A 15,628-nucleotide genomic window follows, 5' to 3' on the forward strand; every position below is an offset into this window, starting at 1 on the left:
CCACGAGCGCACCGGGCTCCCTACGATCGGGAACATGGAGCTGGAAAGCCTCGGCGTATTCCTCAAAACCCGCCGCGACCGCATCACCCCAGCCGACCTCGAGCTGCGCACCTACGGCGCGACCCGCCGGGTGCCCGGGCTGCGCCGCGAAGAACTCGCGCAGCTGGCGGGCGTGAGCGCCGGCTACTACACCCGGCTCGAACAGGATCAGGCGGGCACGGCGTCGCCACAGGTCATCGACGCCCTCGCACGGGTACTGCGGCTCGATGCCGCCGAGACCGCACACCTGCACAACCTGGCCGGACGACCGACCACACCACGACTCACCCGCGACGAACCCGAACACGCCCACCCCCGCGTCCTCGCCCTACTCGACGCGCTCGGCGACACCATGCCTGCCCTCGTCCTGGGCAGGCGCGGCGACGTGCTCGCCTGGAACCACAGCGGACACGCGCTCTTCGCCGAACACCTCGACTTCGCCGCCCCCGCCGACCCGGTCGAGCGCCCGTCGGTCCCACGCCAATTCTTCCTCGATCCGCTCACCAGGGACCTGCATCGCAACTGGGACGAACTCGCCCGCATTCACGTCGGTTACCTGCGGCTCACGGCGGGCCGCTACCCCACCGACGCACGCCTGGCCGAACTGATCGGCGAATTGTCCATGCGCAGTACGGAATTCGCGACACTGTGGGCCGAGGGCGAAGTCGCCGACTGCACCGTCGGCACGATGCGACTACAGCATCCGACGGTCGGCAGCGTGGATGTGGACTATCAGGTGTGGTTGCAGCCCGACAGCCCCGACCACCGGCTCGAGGTCTACACCGCCCGCAACGAGACCTCCGCCGACGCCTTGCATCTGCTGCGCGGGGCATCGGCTGCGCGTCGGCCCACGACACCGGAAGGCCAGGCCCTCACGGGCCAGCACCGCTGATCGAATAGCACCGTCGCCGAACGAGCTTCACCGCCCCGCGTGGTCGTCCAGCACGCGGCTGAGCAGACCGACGAGCTGGTCGCGTTCGCCCTCGGACAGCGCACCCAGTAGTTCCTGCTGGGCGGCGCGCAGCTTGCCGTCGAGGTCGGCCAGGTGCGAGTCGCCGGGCTCGGTGATCGTGACGATATTGCGGCGCCGGTCTTCGGGGTCGGGGGTGCGGTCGACGAAGCCGCGCCCGGCCAGGTCGTTGAGCGCACCGACGATATCGCTGCGGTCGATGCCGGTGCGCCTGCCCAGCTCGGCCTGGCTGGCGGGACCGAACTCGGCCAGGGTGGCCAGCAGCGCGAAGTGATGCCTGCGCGAGCCGGTGTCGGCGAGGGCGCGTTCGGCAGCCCGGTCGGCCAGCACCGCGACCTGGGTGAGCAGTCGAGTCGGCATCCCCCGCAGCTTCGCCGCCGCCTGCGCTCCCGCTTTTTCCATGACCTCATCGTATCAAGCACTTGTTGGTACCACCCACGAATGTTATCGTTGGCCGCACCTACATTGGTGATACCAACAATCAAGCCGAAGGCTGGGATCATGACCGAAATCCGTTACCTCCTGCCGATCCTCGCGCTGCCGACCGCGTTGTTCGCCACCGCCTGCACCGACTCCACCGAGCAACGACTGCGTGAGCTCGAAGACCGCAACGAGATCCACGCCCTCGTCGACAATCTCGCCGCAGCACTGGAAGAAGGACGATTCGACGCCTTCGCCACCATCTACACCGCCGACGTGACCGCCAAATCGCCCGGCGGGGAGGCCACCGGGCTCGACAAGGTCATCGCGCTGGCCAGCCGCAACCACTCCGACCAGCAGCGCTCGCCGCACTACATCAGCAATGTGCGCATCGAACTCGCGGGTGATCGGGCCCAGGTCCGGGCGAACTCGCTGTTCGCGTTCGTTCCCAGCGCACCGACCCCCGGGCGGGTAGCCCCCGAACCGTTCTACGCCGGTGGCGGCACCTACCGATTCGATGCCGTGCGCACGTCCGGCGGATGGCGCTTCGCCCGCGTGGAAACCGCGCCCCTGTGGACGGTCGGCACCCTGGCACCCTGAGTCGGTGGCGCCCGAGAAGACGCCACCGACATCCTGGTCAGCTGCCCGCGATGATCGACTTCGCGACCTCGGGTGGGACCGGGGCGTAGGAGTCGAACGTCATCGAGAAGTTCGCTCGGCCACGGGTTTTCGAGCGAAGATCGCCGATGTAGCCGAACATCTCCGACAGCGGGGTCAGCGCGCGGACGACGTGGGCGCCGCCGCGCTCGGCCAGCTCGGTGATCCGGCCACGCCGGGTGTTCAGATCACCGATCACCTCGCCGACGTACTGCTCGGGCGTGACGACCTCCACGGCCATCATGGGTTCGAGCAGCACCGGCTTCGCGCGCGCCACCGCCGCGCGCACCGCCGCCGCACCGGCCAGCCGGAACGCCAGATCCGAGGAATCCTGCACGTGGGCGGCGCCGTCGAGCAGCGTCACCAGCACGTTCACCAGGGGGAAGCCGGCGAGCGGGCCGACCGCGAGCGCGTCTTGCGCGCCCGCGTCGACCGCGGGGATGTACTCCCTCGGCACCCGCCCACCGGTGACCTGGTTGCGGAATTCGTAGACGGCGCCGTCGTCGGCCACGTGCGGGGCCAGCGCGATCGCCACCTTCGCGTACTGCCCGCGTCCACCCACCTGTTTGCGGTGGGTGTGCTCGAGCAGATCGACGGGAGCGGTGACGGTCTCGCGGTAGGCCACACGTGGTTCGCCGATGGTCGCGTCCACCCGGAACTGTCGTTTCAGCCGGTCGACCAGGATTTCCAGATGCAGCTCGCCCATGCCGCCGATCACCGTCTGTCCGGTTTCGGCGTCGACGTGCACGGTGAACGTCGGGTCCTCGTCGGCCAGGCGGGCCAGGGCGGTGCCGAGCTTGTCCTGGTCGGCGCGAGTCCTCGGTTCGATCGAGAGCGACAGGACCGGGTCGGGGAAGGTCATCGACTCCAGCACGATCGGGTCGTGCCGATCGCACAGGGTGTCGCCGGTGCCGGTGGCTTTGAGGCCGATGACGGCACAGATCTGACCCGCCCGCACCCGATCGATCGCGATCTCGGTGCTCGCGTGCATCTGGAACAGCTTGCCCAGGCGCTCCTTTCGTCCGTTCGTCGAATTCAGCACGGTGGCACCGGGTTCGGCGGTGCCGGAGTACACGCGCAGATACACCAGCGTCCCGAAGAACGGATGCGCCGCGACCTTGAACGCCAGGGCCGCGAACGGTTCGGCGATATCGGGAGCGCGGTGCACGTGTGTTCCTTCCATCGAGAAGCCGTGAACAGCTACGACATCCACCGGTGACGGCAGGTAGTCGACGATGGCGTCCAGCAGCGGTTGTACGCCGATATTGGCCAGCGCCGAACCGCACAGCACCGGGTAGGCCGTGGCGTCGAGCGTCATCCGCCGGATCGCGGCTTTGAGGACGTCGACAGCGATCGGCTGGCCGGACAGGTAGCTTTCCAGCACGTCGTTGTCGGCTTCGGCGACCGTCGCCAGCAGTGCTTCTCGATGCTGGATCGCTTTGGCCCGCAGCTGTTCCGGTATCTCGACGGTCTCGTAGCGGACACCGTTTCCGGTGTCGCCACGCCAGCGCTTCGCGGTCAGGTCGACCAGGTCGATCACGCCCTCGAAGTCACGTTCGGCACCGATCGGCAGCTGGACCACCAACGGGCGCACACCGAGTCGTTCCGCGATGGTCCGCACGGTGAAGGCGAAATCGGCGCCGAGCTTGTCCATCTTGTTCACGAAACAGATCCGGGGCACACCGTAGGTGTCGGCCTGGCGCCACACCTGCTCCGACTGCGCCTCCACACCCTCCTTGGCGTCGAACACCGCGACCGCGCCGTCGAGCACCCGCAGCGTGCGCTCCACCTCGGCGGTGAAGTCGACATGGCCAGGGGTGTCGATGACGGTGATCTGGTGCTCGGCCCACTCGCAGGTGGTCGCCGCGGAGGTGATGGTGATGCCGTGCTCGCGCTCCTGCACCATGTGGTCCATCACGGCGGTACCGTCGTGCACCTCACCGAGGGTGCGAATCACGCCGGTGTAGAACAGGATTCGTTCGGTGATCGTGGTCTTGCCCGCGTCGATGTGGGCGGCGATGCCGATATTGCGTAGGCGGGCGAGGTCGGTTCTGGTCATGGGAGGCTCCCGGCCGAGTCGGTTTCAGAGATCGACGCTCGCCGGTGAGGCGCTCCGGGGGACGGCACGGGCGTCGGGTCACGCGGCGCCGCCTCGGCGCCACACGGACCCGATGCGAACTAGAACCGCGACTGCGGACGTACCGTAAACATGGATTCTTTGTACGCGGCCCGATCCGGGATTGTCGACAGGTTTTCCGCGCGGGCATAAACGCAGGTGCACAACGGTTCGTCAGAACACATCGACAACAGGAGTCGCCCATGTCCGAACAGTTCGATCCGCACGCCCTGCTCGCCGAGGCGAAGATCGGTGTCCTCGCCACGATCAAAGCCGATGGCAGGCCCCAGCTTTCACCGGTCACCCCCTACTACGACCGCGAGGCGGGCGTCATCTACGTCTCGATGACCGAGGGCCGCGCCAAGACCGCCAATCTGCGCCGCGACCCACGCGCCGCTCTCGAAGTGGGCAGCGCCGACGGCTGGTCCTGGGCAACTGCCGAGGGCACCGTCCAGCTCACCGGGCCGGGCACCGACCCCAACGGCCCCGAGGTGGAGGCCCTGGTCGCCTACTACCGCGCCGCCGCAGGCGAGCACCCGGACTGGGACGAATACCGCGAGGTGATGGTCTCCGACCGCCGCGTCCTGATGACGATGACCGTCGAGCATGTCTACGGAGCCAAGATCCGCTGACACAGTGAGCTCTCAATGAATTGCCACAGTCGATCGGTACGGTCGAGACCACACATTCCGTGACAGATCCGGGGCAAGTAGATGTTTCAGAATCCGATGATGCGACGCGGTATGCGCGTCTTCAACGCGATCGTCCTCGCCGTGACGAAGGCGCCGGGCCTTCGCAAGGTTCTCGGCAAATCCTTCGCCGAGGTGAGTTATGTCGGCCGCCGCTCGGGGCGCACGTTCAGCACCCCGGTCAACTACCGCCGGTCCGGGGACGAGTACGTCATCGGCGTCGCCATGCCGGATCAGAAGACGTGGTGGCGCAACTTCCTCGGTGCGGGTGGGCCGATCACCCTGCGCATCGACGGCCTCGACCATTACGGCCATGCCGTCGCGCACCGCGGCGAACGCGGCGGTGTCACGGTCCGGGTACACCTCGACGAGCGGTGAAGACCGTTCGCCGGATGCCTCGACCCTCGATTACGTTGCCGATTCCAGGAATTCGGTGACTTCGGGAGCGAAGCGTTCGTGTTTGATCGCGCCCATGTGGGTGGTGCCGGGGTAGATGATCAAGCGGGAGTCGGGGATGCCCTCGGCGGTCTGGTGGAAGATCGACTGGGGGTAGAACTCGTCGCGTTCGCCGCCGATCACCAGGGTGGGGGCGGTGATGTCGGTGAGGCGGTCGGTGACGTCGAAGGCGTCTTCGGCGCGGACGAACGCCAGGGTGTCGGCGGGGTTCTTCGGGCGCATCAGCGGGTCGGCGAGCCAGGCCACCGCACCGACCAGGCGGGCCTTCACCGGCGACTCGATACCGACGGTCGCCATGTGCTGGAGTGCGCGTTTCCCTTCGGCGGCGGCCGTCGCGTACTTCAGCTGTGAGGCGCGAGCGGGCTCGGGCAGCCGGCAGCCCGACGACGCGATCACCAGCCTGCGCACCGACGACGGATGATCGGCGGCCAATTGCAGGGCTACCGACCCGCCCGAGGAAATCCCCAGCACATCGACGGGCTCCCCGAATTCCTCCCGCAAAGCCTCCGCGTGGTCGCGCGCGATATCGGCCATCGAGGTCCCCTCCGCCATCCCCGGAGCCCGATTCACCGCGTACACCCGGAAGTTCCTGGCCAGCGGCGCCAGCGTTTTCACCTCACTGGCCCGCATCCACCCGCTCGGGTTCGTGTGATCCGGCGTGAACCACCGCAGGAACACCAACGGCCGCCCCTCCCCGAACGCGAAATACGGCAACCCGTGCCCGAGCTCCCCCTCGACAACCTCGAACCCCTTCACCACAACCACGCCGCCTCCATTCACCGGAACACCTGAACCAGGAACGCTACCCACCACCGGCCCCCTGAGCGATGACCCCAAAGGTGGTGCCCCCGGAAACGCCGAACGGCGCCGCTCCCGAAGGAGCGACGCCGTTGCGGTGTCAGCGAGTCAGAGACTCACTTGATGATCTTCGTGACGCGACCGGCGCCGACGGTGCGGCCACCCTCGCGGATCGCGAAGCGCAGGCCCTCGTCCATGGCGACCGGCTGGATCAGCTTGACGGACATCTCGGTGTTGTCACCGGGCATGACCATCTCGGTGCCCTCGGGGAGGGTCACAACGCCCGTCACGTCCGTGGTACGGAAGTAGAACTGCGGGCGGTAGTTGTTGAAGAACGGGGTGTGGCGACCGCCCTCGTCCTTCGACAGGATGTAGGCCTGGCCCTCGAACTCCGTGTGGGGAGTGGTGGTGCCCGGCTTCACGACGACCTGGCCACGCTCGACATCTTCGCGCTTGATGCCACGAACCAGCAGACCGACGTTGTCGCCGGCCTGGCCCTGGTCGAGCAGCTTGCGGAACATCTCGATACCGGTGACGGTGGTCTTGGTGCTCTTCTCGCGGATGCCGACGATCTCGACTTCCTCGTTCACGTTGATGATGCCGCGCTCGACACGACCGGTGACGACGGTGCCACGACCGGTGATGGTGAACACGTCCTCGACCGGCATCAGGAACGGGAGCTCGGTCTCACGGACCGGGTCCGGGATCGAGTCGTCGACGGCCTTCATCAGCTCGACGATGGACTCGGCCCACTTCTCGTCACCCTCGAGGGCCTTGAGGCCGGAGACGCGCACGACGGGGGCATCCTCGTCGAACTCCTGCGACGCCAGCAGCTCGCGGACCTCCATCTCGACGAGCTCGAGGATTTCCTCGTCGTCGACCATGTCCGACTTGTTCAGCGCGACCAGGATGTAGGGCACGCCGACCTGACGGGCGAGCAGCACGTGCTCGCGGGTCTGCGGCATCGGGCCGTCGGTGGCGGCGACCACGAGGATGGCGCCGTCCATCTGGGCCGCACCGGTGATCATGTTCTTGATGTAGTCGGCGTGACCCGGGGCGTCGACGTGCGCGTAGTGGCGCTTTTCGGTCTGGTACTCGACGTGGGAGATGTTGATCGTGATACCACGAGCCTTCTCCTCCGGCGCCTTGTCGATCTGGTCGAAAGCGAAGCTCTCGTTCAGGTCCGGGTACTTGTCGGCGAGCACCTTGGTGATGGCCGCAGTCAGCGTGGTCTTGCCATGGTCGACGTGACCGATGGTGCCGATGTTGACGTGGGGCTTCGTCCGCTCGAACTTCGCCTTCGCCACTGTTGTCCTCCTGGACTAGTTAGTGCGTGCTTTTTTGCAGCAGTGCGGTTAATAAGGGGGGTCGTGCTGACGCCCGGTTGCCGCGGCCAAGCGTACAAGGCCGCGGCAAGCGAATTACTCGCCGGTCGCCTTGGCGATGATCTCCTTGGACACGTTGGCCGGAACCTCCGCGTACTGGGCGAACACCATGGAGTAGTTCGCGCGACCCTGGGTCTTCGACCGCAGGTCACCGATGTAGCCGAACATCTCCGAGAGCGGAACCAGCGCCTTGACGACACGGGCACCACTGCGTTCCTCCATGGCCTGGATCTGGCCACGGCGGGAGTTGAGGTCGCCGATCACTTCACCCATGTAATCCTCGGGTGTGATGACCTCCACCGCCATGAGCGGCTCGAGGATCACCGGACCGGCCTTACGGGCCGCTTCCTTCAGGGCCTGCGAACCCGCGATCTTGAACGCCATCTCCGAGGAGTCGACGTCGTGGTACGCGCCGTCGAGCAGGGTGACCTTCAGGTTCACCAGCGGGTAGCCGGCGAGCACGCCGTACTGCATGGCGTCCTGGGCACCCGCGTCGACCGACGGGATGTACTCACGGGGCACACGACCGCCGGAGACCTTGTTCTCGAACTCGTAGTGCGCACCGTCTTCGCCGACGAAGGGCTCGACCGCGATGATGACCTTCGCGAACTGGCCGGAGCCACCCGTCTGCTTCTTGTGCGTGAACTCGAGCTTCTCGACCGGCTTGGTGATCGTCTCACGGTAGGCCACCTGCGGCTTACCGACGTTCGCCTCGACCTTGAACTCGCGCTTCATGCGGTCGACGAGGATGTCGAGGTGGAGCTCACCCATACCGCCGATGACGGTCTGGCCGGTCTCGGAGTCGAGCTTGACCGAGAACGTCGGATCCTCGCGCGCCAGCTTCTGGATCGCGGTGCCGAGCTTCTCCTGGTCGGACTTGGTCTTGGGCTCGATGGAGACCTCGATGACCGGGTCCGGGAACGTCATCGACTCGAGGACGACCTGGTTCTGCGGATCCGAGAGGGTGTCACCGGTGGTGGTGTCCTTCAGACCGATCACGGCGTAGATGTGACCCGCCGAAGCGGTGGTCACCGGGTTCTCCTTGTTGGAGTGCATCTGGAACAGCTTGCCCAGACGCTCCTTCTTGCCCTTGGTCGAGTTCACGACCTGCGAGCCGGAGTCCACCTTGCCCGAGTACACGCGGATGTAGGTGAGCTCACCGAAGAACGGGTGCACCGCGATCTTGAACGCCAGGGCCGAGAACGGCTCGTCGACGTTCGGCTTGCGGGTCAGGATCTCGTCTTCCTTGCCGGGCACGTGGCCGGTGGTGGCCTCGACGTCCAGCGGGGAAGGCAGGTAATCGATGACCGCGTCGAGCATGGGCTGCACGCCCTTGTTCTTGAACGCGGAACCGCACAGCACCGGGTACAGCTCGGAGTTGACGGTCATCTTGCGGATGGCGCCCTTGATCTCCTCGACGGAGAGCTCCTCGCCACCGAAGAACTTCTCGAGCAGCGCCTCGTCGGACTCGGCGACGGTCTCTAGCAGTTCCTGGCGGTACTGCTCGGCCTTGTCCTTGAGGTCGGCCGGGATCTCGACGACTTCGTACTCTTCGCCGAGCTTGGTCTCGCCCTTCCAGACCTTGGCGTTGTTCTCGACCAGGTCGACGATGCCCTCGAAGTCGTTCTCGGCGCCGATCGGCAGCTGGATGACCAGCGGCTTGGCACCGAGACGGTCCTTGATGGTCTGCACGGTGAAGTAGAAATCAGCGCCGAGCTTGTCCATCTTGTTCACGAAGCAGATACGCGGCACGTCGTACTTGTCGGCCTGACGCCACACCTGCTCGGACTGGGGCTCGACACCCTCTTTGCCGTCGAACACCGCGACCGCACCATCGAGCACGCGCAGCGAACGCTCCACCTCGACGGTGAAGTCGACGTGCCCGGGGGTGTCGATGATGTTGATCTGGTTGTCTTTCCAGAAGCAGGTGGTAGCGGCGGAGGTGATGGTGATACCACGCTCCTGCTCCTGCTCCATCCAGTCCATCGTGGCCGCGCCGTCGTGAACTTCACCGATCTTGTACGTGATGCCGGTGTAGAACAGGATGCGTTCGGTCGTGGTGGTCTTGCCCGCATCGATGTGGGCCATGATGCCGATGTTGCGGACCTTGTTCAGGTCGGTGAGCACGTCCTGTGCCACGAAATTCTCCCTTTTAAGTGACGGGCCGGACTATCACCAGCGGTAGTGCGCGAAGGCCCGGTTCGACTCGGCCATCTTGTGGGTGTCCTCGCGACGCTTCACCGCGGCACCGAGGCCGTTGCTCGCGTCGAGGAGCTCGTGGGCGAGACGCTCGATCATCGTCTTCTCACGACGGGCGCGGGAGTAGCTGACCAGCCAGCGCAGCGCGAGGGTGTTGGCGCGGCCCGGACGGACCTCGACCGGCACCTGGTAGGTGGCGCCACCGACGCGGCGGGGCTTCACCTCGAGGGCGGGCTTGACGTTGTCGAGCGCGCGCTTGAGGGTGACGACCGGATCGGTGCCGGTCTTCTCGCGCGCCTGCTCGAGGGCACCGTAGACGATGCGCTCGGCGGTCGACTTCTTGCCGTCCAGCAGAATCTTGTTGACCAGCTGAGTGACCAGCGGGGACCCGTAGACCGGGTCGTTGATCAGCGGACGCTTGGGTGCGGGGCCCTTGCGTGGCATATCAGCTCTTCTCCTTCTTGGCGCCGTAGCGGCTGCGGGCCTGCTTGCGGTTCTTCACACCCTGGGTGTCCAGCGAGCCACGGATGATCTTGTAGCGGACACCCGGGAGGTCCTTCACACGACCGCCGCGGACGAGCACCATGGAGTGCTCCTGCAGGTTGTGGCCTTCACCGGGGATGTACGCCGTGACCTCGATCGCGCTGGTCAGGCGAACGCGCGCGACCTTACGGAGCGCGGAGTTCGGCTTCTTGGGGGTGGTGGTGTACACGCGAGTGCACACGCCACGACGCTGCGGGCTCCCCTTCAGGGCCGCAGTCTTGGTCTTGGTGACCTTGTCGCGGCGACCCTTGCGGACCAGCTGGTTGATGGTTGGCATAGACCGGCTTTCCTTATTGGTGATTGCGGTAGCGGAACACGTGTCTTCAGTTCATCGAGCTTTCACTCGCACGTCCGACCGTGTTTCCGTTTACCCGCGGTCGGGCGTGTCGCGCGCAGCTCAGGGCCCTTTTTCTGGGCACGCTGGAACGTATCAGCCGCTCTCGCTGGCCTACGTTCACGCACGAACTTGCCCGTAGCAATCCGGGCACAGCGATCCACGATACGCGCCTGCCCGAACCGGGGTCAAAGCGGGGTCGTGCGTCAAGGCTTCTACCTGGCCAGATCCAAGGTCAGTTCGACCAGCTTCTGCGCTCCCGCACACGGATCCGGGTGGGCCGAGCCCGGCCGGTAGTTGATCCACCAGCCGATGACCCCGACATCGGCGGCCGGCGCGGTGACTCCGCAGGAGTCGTTGTCGCCCGGCCTGCGCACCTGCAGGGCCCTGCGACCCTGCACCGTGATGTCACCGGTGAGGTACCCCAACTTCTCGTTGGTGGTCTTCTCGTTGTTCAGCGTACCCATCTCGTACCAATTGAGGGTGGCCATGGCCGAGCCGCCCGGTGCGTCGTCGATGTCCCACATGCAGACGGCGCCGCTGAAGGAGGTGGTGACGCTGAGCGCGTTGCCGACGATCTCACCGATCTTCGTGGGTTCGACGACCTCGCATTCGCGCAGCAGCTTGTCGAAATCGGTGTTCACCGACTCGCCGCCGCCACCGCCGCCCGCCGGGCGCGCATTGCCCTCGACCTTCTCACCGCAGCCCGCGAGGGTGACGGTGAGCAGCAGCGCCGCCGCGGCGGTCGCGATCCTGGTGGCGCTCATCCCAGCCGTCCTACCGTGAGCTCGGCCAGTTTCCGTGTGCGGTCGCACGGGTTACCGCCCGTGGCGAAAGTGCCGGTGGAGATGGACCATTCGAAGAAGTCGTCGTCGAGTTGCACCGCGAAGTCGCAGACGGTCCCCTGCGGGTCGAGCGCCTGAAAACCGGGGCGACCCGCCACATCGATCGACTCCGGGTTGCGGCCGACGCTGGACACCCACGCCTTCTCGCGTTCGATCGGGCTGCCGCGATAGGAGGCGAATGTCACGCTCGGGGCGAACAATCCGGCCGACTGCCAGTTGCAGCCGGTCGAGTTCTTGTACACCCGCGCGATCTGGGACAGGCCCGCCAGCTCGCGCACCTCGTCGTCGGTGACGTGCCCGCACTCGCCGACGAACGGGCCGAGTGAGGCCACCTTCGGTGGTGGCCGATTCGGGCCCGCCGGCGAATCGGAGTCGCCCCCCGATCCGCACGACGACAGCACGACAGCCAGGGCCATGCCGGTGATGATCGCCGAGGGGATCCGCATGCCATGAACTGTAGTGCGTGCGCGGACGCACTCACAGGTTCCCGCGGGCCGCCTGCTCGCGTTCGATGGCTTGGAAAAGGGCTTTGAAATTGCCTTTTCCGAAGCCGAGTGAGCCGTGTCGCTCGATGAGTTCGAAGAACACCGTCGGACGGTCGGTGATCGGGCGGGTGAAGATCTGCAGCAGGTAGCCGTCTTCGTCGCGGTCGACGAGGATGCCGCGCCGCTGCAGTTCCTCGACGGGGACGCGGACATGGCCGATGCGGGCGCGCAGTTCGGGGTCCTCGTAATAGGTGTCGGGGGTCGGCAGGAATTCGACGCCCGCGGCGCGCAGGGCGTCGACGGTGGCGAGGATGTCGCCGGTGGCCAGGGCGATGTGCTGCACGCCCGGTCCGCGATAGAACTCGAGGTACTCATCGATCTGGGAACGTTTGCGGCCGACGGCCGGCTCGTTGAGCGGGAACTTCACCCGGTGGTTGCCGTTGGCGACGACCTTGCTCATCAGCGCGGAGTATTCGGTCGCGATGTCGTCGCCGACGAATTCGGCCATGTTCGTGAAACCCATGACGCGGCGGTAGAAGTCGACCCAGCGGTCCATCATGCCGAGTTCCACATTGCCGACCACATGGTCGATGGCCTGGAACAGGCGCGGACCGTCGCGAAGGCTCGAGGTGCGTGCGATATAGCCGGGCAGATAGGGGCCCGCGTAGGCGGAGCGATCGATGAGGGTGTGCCTGGTCTCGCCGTAGGTGGCAAGGGCGGCGGAGCGGACGGTGCCGAATTCGTCGCTCTCGTCGTGTGGTTCGACCACGATCGTCGCGCCGTGCTCGCGCGCCCAGGTGACGCACCGGTCCACGTCGGGGACCTCGAGAGCGATGTCGACCACGCCGTCGCCGTGCCGGTCGTGATGGGCGACCAGCGGACTGTCCGGATCGACCGCGCCCTTGACCACGAACCGCGCTCCCCCGCTGCGCAGCACGTAGGCCTTGTGGTCGCGGTTGCCGGTCTCGGGGCCGGAGTATGCCTCGAGCCGCATCCCGAAGGCCGATTGCAGGAAGTGCGCGCACTGGGTGGCGTTGCCGACAACCCATACCAGCGCGTCCCAGCCGGTGACAGGGAACGGATCGACACTGTCGTCGTGCTCGATCAGCCCGACGAGCTGCTGCTCAATGGTCATGACCTAGGGAAACGCGCCACCCGTGAGCTAGGCAACAACACGGCTCGCGCCTGGTCATGCTGACCAAAGTTGATACCTCACGCTGCCGGATGGTGGACAATTTGAATAGCACCCGAGGACGGAGGTCTGGCATGCGCACACCCGCGAAACTGGACGAACTCGACCTGGCGATCCTGTCGGCCATGCACGAGTTCCAGAAGGCCGGAATCCTGGAACTCTCGCGGCGCACGAAGGTGGCCCGCGCGACGGTGCAGGCCAGGATCAACCGGATGGAGGAGGCCGGGGTGATCGCCTCCTACGACCCCCAGATCGATGTCACCGCAGCGGGTTTCGATGTGCAGGCGTTCGTCACCCTGGAGATCGCCCAGGGCGCGCTCGACACCCTCACCGCCGAACTCGACGCGATCCCCGGCGTGCTCGAGGCCTACGCGACCACGGGTTCCGGTGACGTGCTCTGCCGCATCGGCGCCGACTCACACGCCGGTCTACAGGCCGTGCTGCTCAGCATCGACCGCACCAGCGCGGTGGTTCGCTCGCACAGCGTGATCGTGCTGTCGACGGTGATCGAACGGCGCACGCTCCCCCTGCTGCGCACGCTGACACCCGCCGGCACCGCGAAGGCGCCCGCCTACCGGGACCGGCGTGTCAGCCCGCCGGGTACCCGCGCCACGGACCGGTAGGACGTACGCGAAAACCTCTAACGCTGTGGCCGACTAGGGCCATCGAGCGTGACACCCGCCTCGGCACCGGCTCAGGCAAGCCGGTGCCTGGCGAGGCCGTCGAGGCACGGCGCAGCGCCGGGCGGGGTCGTTGAAGCGCGGCACGTCAAAGCTTGGCCGCGGGGCGAGGCGCGTCAGTGCCGGGTGAGGCGCGTCATCAGGCCGTGGACGTGTGCCTCCGCGGCAATGCGGGCCGATTCGGGGTGGCCTGATTCCAGGGCTTCGAGGATGCGGCGGTGCTCGCGCAGGGCCACGCGACGGTTGCGCGCCGAGCACCACAGATCGCCTCGGTAGAGGTGTGCCTGGGCTTCCAGGCGCGCCGATTCGTCCACGAGGCAGCTGTTTCCGGATGCGTCCCGGATGAAGCTGTGGAATTCCAGGTCGAGCTGGGCGTCGCGGGCCGCGTCGGTGGCGTCGTCCAGGTTGGTTTCCTGGGCGGCGATGACGGCCGCGAGTTTGTCGAGGTCGGCGTCGGTGAGGCGGGAGGCGGCCGTGGCGGCGGCCAGGCCGTCGAGGACGGCGCGGACCGCGAGTACCTCGCGGATGCGGTCGTCGTCGACGGCGGCCACCTTCGCGCCCGCGTGCGGTGTGCTCACCGCGAGTCCCTCGTAGATGAGCTGCTGCACGGCCTCGCGTACCGGGCTGCGGCTCACCCCGAGCCGAGTCGCCAGCGCGGGCACGCTGAGCGGGCTGCCCGGGGCGAGTTCGCCGGAAAGGACCAGCTGCCTGATCCGGCGATGCACCGACGGGCCGAGCAACGAGGTGCCGTCGCCACGCTCCGCTTCCGCCTCCGGGCGCTGACCGCTCATGCCGTGTCCCTTCCGTTGTCTGCGCCGATTATCCCTGCGGCCGGTAGTTGGCTCGCACACGCTGGGAGAGGAAATCGGCCGCGGTGACCGGTGGGTATTTGCCGCCGGGGCCCTGGATGATCGCGTCGCGGTCGGCCTGGGCGAAGTAGGCGATGCTGTAGCGCTCGCCCTGGTATTCGCCCTCGCCGGGGCTGCGGACCCGGTGGAAGTTCGACGGCAGCAGGTCGTCGCTCCAGCGGGTGAGCATGTCACCGATATTGCAGGTGATCAGGCTCGAGGACGGGGTGATGGAGGTCCATTCCTGTTCGGCCATCTCCTTACCGGGACATACCTGCAGCCCGCCTTGGCCGTCGCGCTGGAAAAGCAGGGTGAGGCAGTCGAAGTCGGTGTGCGCGCCTGCCCGCCAGCGGCCGGGAACGCCGCGCAGTTCCTCGGGCACCGCGAAGTAGTGCAGCAATCGCAGTGCGCTCTGGTAGTCCGGCGATGCGGGATCGTGTGCGGCGGTGAAGTGTTCGCGCGCCAGTCCGAGCCGGTCGGCGAAGCAGGACAGCACCCGCATCGCCACCTCCCAGGCGCGGTGCTCGAAATCCAGGACACGCGAACGGAATCCGGGCAGCTCGGTTTCGCTCGGCCAGAGCCGGTCCATGTGCGGCCGGGTGACCTGATACGACTCCTTCTGATCTGGAACTCCGATGGACGGGCGCACCTGGCTCATGCTCTCCCAGCCGGCGTTGTGTTCCTTCACCAGCGGATACTTGCCTTTTATCTCCTCTGGCAAAGCGAAGAACTCCGCTGTGGCACCGAACATCTCGTCGATCAGAGCTTGCGGAATGCCGTGCCCGGAGAGCTGGAAGAAGCCGATCTCGGTGGCCGCCGCCCACAGTTGGTCGGTGATCTCGGCGCGGCGATTCTCGAAATCGGTCAGGTCGACGACGCGGATCTCACGGGCGGTTTCCCTGCCGAGGCCGCCCATCCGCTTCTCGCGCGAGACCTCGGACAGGTCGTAGCTGGTGCTCATGGAATGTCTCC

General features: G+C 66.6%; 17 protein-coding genes. 5 read left to right on the forward strand and 12 right to left on the reverse strand.

The features are described from left to right. Positions 1-34 precede the first annotated feature (34 nt). On the forward strand, positions 35-931 hold the full coding sequence (locus tag ACWEVR_RS07630; protein WP_452466252.1) for a helix-turn-helix transcriptional regulator: 897 nt from the start codon (positions 35-37) through the stop codon (positions 929-931). Between the two features lie 27 nt (positions 932-958). On the opposite strand, the gene ACWEVR_RS07635 is transcribed toward ACWEVR_RS07630, so the two are convergent. After that, positions 959-1,411, reverse strand: a complete 453-nt coding sequence (locus ACWEVR_RS07635) for a MarR family winged helix-turn-helix transcriptional regulator (RefSeq protein WP_452466253.1) — start codon at positions 1,409-1,411, stop codon at positions 959-961. Positions 1,412-1,510: 99 nt separating this feature from the next. Between ACWEVR_RS07635 and ACWEVR_RS07640 the strand changes: the two genes are divergently transcribed. Further along, on the forward strand, positions 1,511-2,029 hold the full coding sequence (locus ACWEVR_RS07640; protein ID WP_452466254.1) for a nuclear transport factor 2 family protein: 519 nt from the start codon (positions 1,511-1,513) through the stop codon (positions 2,027-2,029). Between the two features lie 37 nt (positions 2,030-2,066). On the opposite strand, the gene fusA (ACWEVR_RS07645) is transcribed toward ACWEVR_RS07640, so the two are convergent. Beyond that, positions 2,067-4,145, reverse strand: a complete 2,079-nt coding sequence (gene fusA, locus ACWEVR_RS07645) for an elongation factor G (RefSeq protein WP_452466255.1) — start codon at positions 4,143-4,145, stop codon at positions 2,067-2,069. Positions 4,146-4,405: 260 nt separating this feature from the next. Between fusA (ACWEVR_RS07645) and ACWEVR_RS07650 the strand changes: the two genes are divergently transcribed. Both ACWEVR_RS07650 and ACWEVR_RS07655 read left to right on the forward strand, forming a co-directional pair. After that, positions 4,406-4,834 (forward strand): PPOX class F420-dependent oxidoreductase, encoded by a 429-nt coding sequence (locus ACWEVR_RS07650; protein ID WP_452466256.1) that lies wholly within the window; start codon positions 4,406-4,408, stop codon positions 4,832-4,834. 99 nt (positions 4,835-4,933) lie between these two features. Continuing rightward, complete coding sequence (locus ACWEVR_RS07655) at positions 4,934-5,269, forward strand: hypothetical protein (protein WP_452466257.1); 336 nt, start codon at positions 4,934-4,936, stop codon at positions 5,267-5,269. A 30-nt stretch (positions 5,270-5,299) separates the two neighbouring features. Here the strand turns inward: ACWEVR_RS07655 and ACWEVR_RS07660 are convergent, their stop codons facing one another. The 8 genes from ACWEVR_RS07660 to hppD form a co-directional block, all read right to left on the reverse strand. After that, positions 5,300-6,112 (reverse strand): alpha/beta fold hydrolase, encoded by an 813-nt coding sequence (locus tag ACWEVR_RS07660; RefSeq protein ID WP_452466258.1) that lies wholly within the window; start codon positions 6,110-6,112, stop codon positions 5,300-5,302. Between the two features lie 149 nt (positions 6,113-6,261). Next, the gene (tuf, locus tag ACWEVR_RS07665; protein WP_067485177.1) at positions 6,262-7,452 is read right to left on the reverse strand and encodes an elongation factor Tu; all 1,191 of its coding nucleotides are present in this window, start codon (positions 7,450-7,452) and stop codon (positions 6,262-6,264) included. A gap of 114 nt (positions 7,453-7,566) precedes the next feature. Then, positions 7,567-9,669 (reverse strand): elongation factor G, encoded by a 2,103-nt coding sequence (gene fusA, locus ACWEVR_RS07670; RefSeq protein ID WP_452466259.1) that lies wholly within the window; start codon positions 9,667-9,669, stop codon positions 7,567-7,569. A gap of 33 nt (positions 9,670-9,702) precedes the next feature. Then, positions 9,703-10,173 (reverse strand): 30S ribosomal protein S7, encoded by a 471-nt coding sequence (gene rpsG, locus ACWEVR_RS07675; RefSeq protein WP_067485171.1) that lies wholly within the window; start codon positions 10,171-10,173, stop codon positions 9,703-9,705. Between the two features lies 1 nt (position 10,174). Beyond that, complete coding sequence (gene rpsL, locus ACWEVR_RS07680; protein ID WP_056814220.1) at positions 10,175-10,549, reverse strand: 30S ribosomal protein S12; 375 nt, start codon at positions 10,547-10,549, stop codon at positions 10,175-10,177. Positions 10,550-10,821: 272 nt separating this feature from the next. Beyond that, entirely contained in the window at positions 10,822-11,373 is a 552-nt protein-coding gene (locus tag ACWEVR_RS07685) for a DUF3558 domain-containing protein (RefSeq protein ID WP_452466260.1), read from the reverse strand. Further along, positions 11,370-11,897, reverse strand: a complete 528-nt coding sequence (locus ACWEVR_RS07690; RefSeq protein ID WP_067485165.1) for a DUF3558 domain-containing protein — start codon at positions 11,895-11,897, stop codon at positions 11,370-11,372. The genes ACWEVR_RS07685 and ACWEVR_RS07690 overlap by 4 nt, the downstream gene beginning before the upstream one ends. 31 nt (positions 11,898-11,928) lie before the next feature. Beyond that, positions 11,929-13,071 (reverse strand): 4-hydroxyphenylpyruvate dioxygenase, encoded by a 1,143-nt coding sequence (hppD, locus tag ACWEVR_RS07695; protein WP_452466261.1) that lies wholly within the window; start codon positions 13,069-13,071, stop codon positions 11,929-11,931. Between the two features lie 131 nt (positions 13,072-13,202). On the opposite strand from hppD, the gene ACWEVR_RS07700 reads away from it, so the two are divergent. Next, entirely contained in the window at positions 13,203-13,751 is a 549-nt protein-coding gene (locus tag ACWEVR_RS07700) for an Lrp/AsnC family transcriptional regulator (protein WP_067641846.1), read from the forward strand. A 173-nt stretch (positions 13,752-13,924) separates the two neighbouring features. On the opposite strand, the gene ACWEVR_RS07705 is transcribed toward ACWEVR_RS07700, so the two are convergent. Together ACWEVR_RS07705 and ACWEVR_RS07710 are read right to left on the reverse strand one after the other, a co-directional pair. Next, positions 13,925-14,599 (reverse strand): GntR family transcriptional regulator, encoded by a 675-nt coding sequence (locus ACWEVR_RS07705; RefSeq protein ID WP_452466262.1) that lies wholly within the window; start codon positions 14,597-14,599, stop codon positions 13,925-13,927. A gap of 28 nt (positions 14,600-14,627) precedes the next feature. Further along, the gene (locus tag ACWEVR_RS07710; RefSeq protein WP_452466263.1) at positions 14,628-15,617 is read right to left on the reverse strand and encodes an isopenicillin N synthase family dioxygenase; all 990 of its coding nucleotides are present in this window, start codon (positions 15,615-15,617) and stop codon (positions 14,628-14,630) included. Between the last annotated feature and the right edge of the window lie 11 nt (positions 15,618-15,628).

This window comes from Nocardia sp. NPDC003979, assembly GCF_053605015.1.

What these genes read in the sequence shown, in the direction of transcription:
- ACWEVR_RS07710 (WP_452466263.1), bottom strand. Translation starts at nt 15,617, where the DNA reads ATGAGCACCAGCTACGACCTGTCCGAGGTCTCGCGCGAGAAGCGGATG.
- rpsL (WP_056814220.1), bottom strand. Translation starts at nt 10,549, where the DNA reads ATGCCAACCATCAACCAGCTGGTCCGCAAGGGTCGCCGCGACAAGGTC.
- ACWEVR_RS07650 (WP_452466256.1), top strand. Translation starts at nt 4,406, where the DNA reads ATGTCCGAACAGTTCGATCCGCACGCCCTGCTCGCCGAGGCGAAGATC.
- ACWEVR_RS07635 (WP_452466253.1), bottom strand. Translation starts at nt 1,411, where the DNA reads ATGGAAAAAGCGGGAGCGCAGGCGGCGGCGAAGCTGCGGGGGATGCCG.
- ACWEVR_RS07655 (WP_452466257.1), top strand. Translation starts at nt 4,934, where the DNA reads ATGCGACGCGGTATGCGCGTCTTCAACGCGATCGTCCTCGCCGTGACG.
- ACWEVR_RS07705 (WP_452466262.1), bottom strand. Translation starts at nt 14,599, where the DNA reads ATGAGCGGTCAGCGCCCGGAGGCGGAAGCGGAGCGTGGCGACGGCACC.
- fusA (WP_452466255.1), bottom strand. Translation starts at nt 4,145, where the DNA reads ATGACCAGAACCGACCTCGCCCGCCTACGCAATATCGGCATCGCCGCC.
- ACWEVR_RS07700 (WP_067641846.1), top strand. Translation starts at nt 13,203, where the DNA reads ATGCGCACACCCGCGAAACTGGACGAACTCGACCTGGCGATCCTGTCG.
- ACWEVR_RS07630 (WP_452466252.1), top strand. Translation starts at nt 35, where the DNA reads ATGGAGCTGGAAAGCCTCGGCGTATTCCTCAAAACCCGCCGCGACCGC.
- rpsG (WP_067485171.1), bottom strand. Translation starts at nt 10,173, where the DNA reads ATGCCACGCAAGGGCCCCGCACCCAAGCGTCCGCTGATCAACGACCCG.
- ACWEVR_RS07685 (WP_452466260.1), bottom strand. Translation starts at nt 11,373, where the DNA reads ATGAGCGCCACCAGGATCGCGACCGCCGCGGCGGCGCTGCTGCTCACC.
- ACWEVR_RS07640 (WP_452466254.1), top strand. Translation starts at nt 1,511, where the DNA reads ATGACCGAAATCCGTTACCTCCTGCCGATCCTCGCGCTGCCGACCGCG.
- ACWEVR_RS07690 (WP_067485165.1), bottom strand. Translation starts at nt 11,897, where the DNA reads ATGCGGATCCCCTCGGCGATCATCACCGGCATGGCCCTGGCTGTCGTG.
- hppD (WP_452466261.1), bottom strand. Translation starts at nt 13,071, where the DNA reads ATGACCATTGAGCAGCAGCTCGTCGGGCTGATCGAGCACGACGACAGT.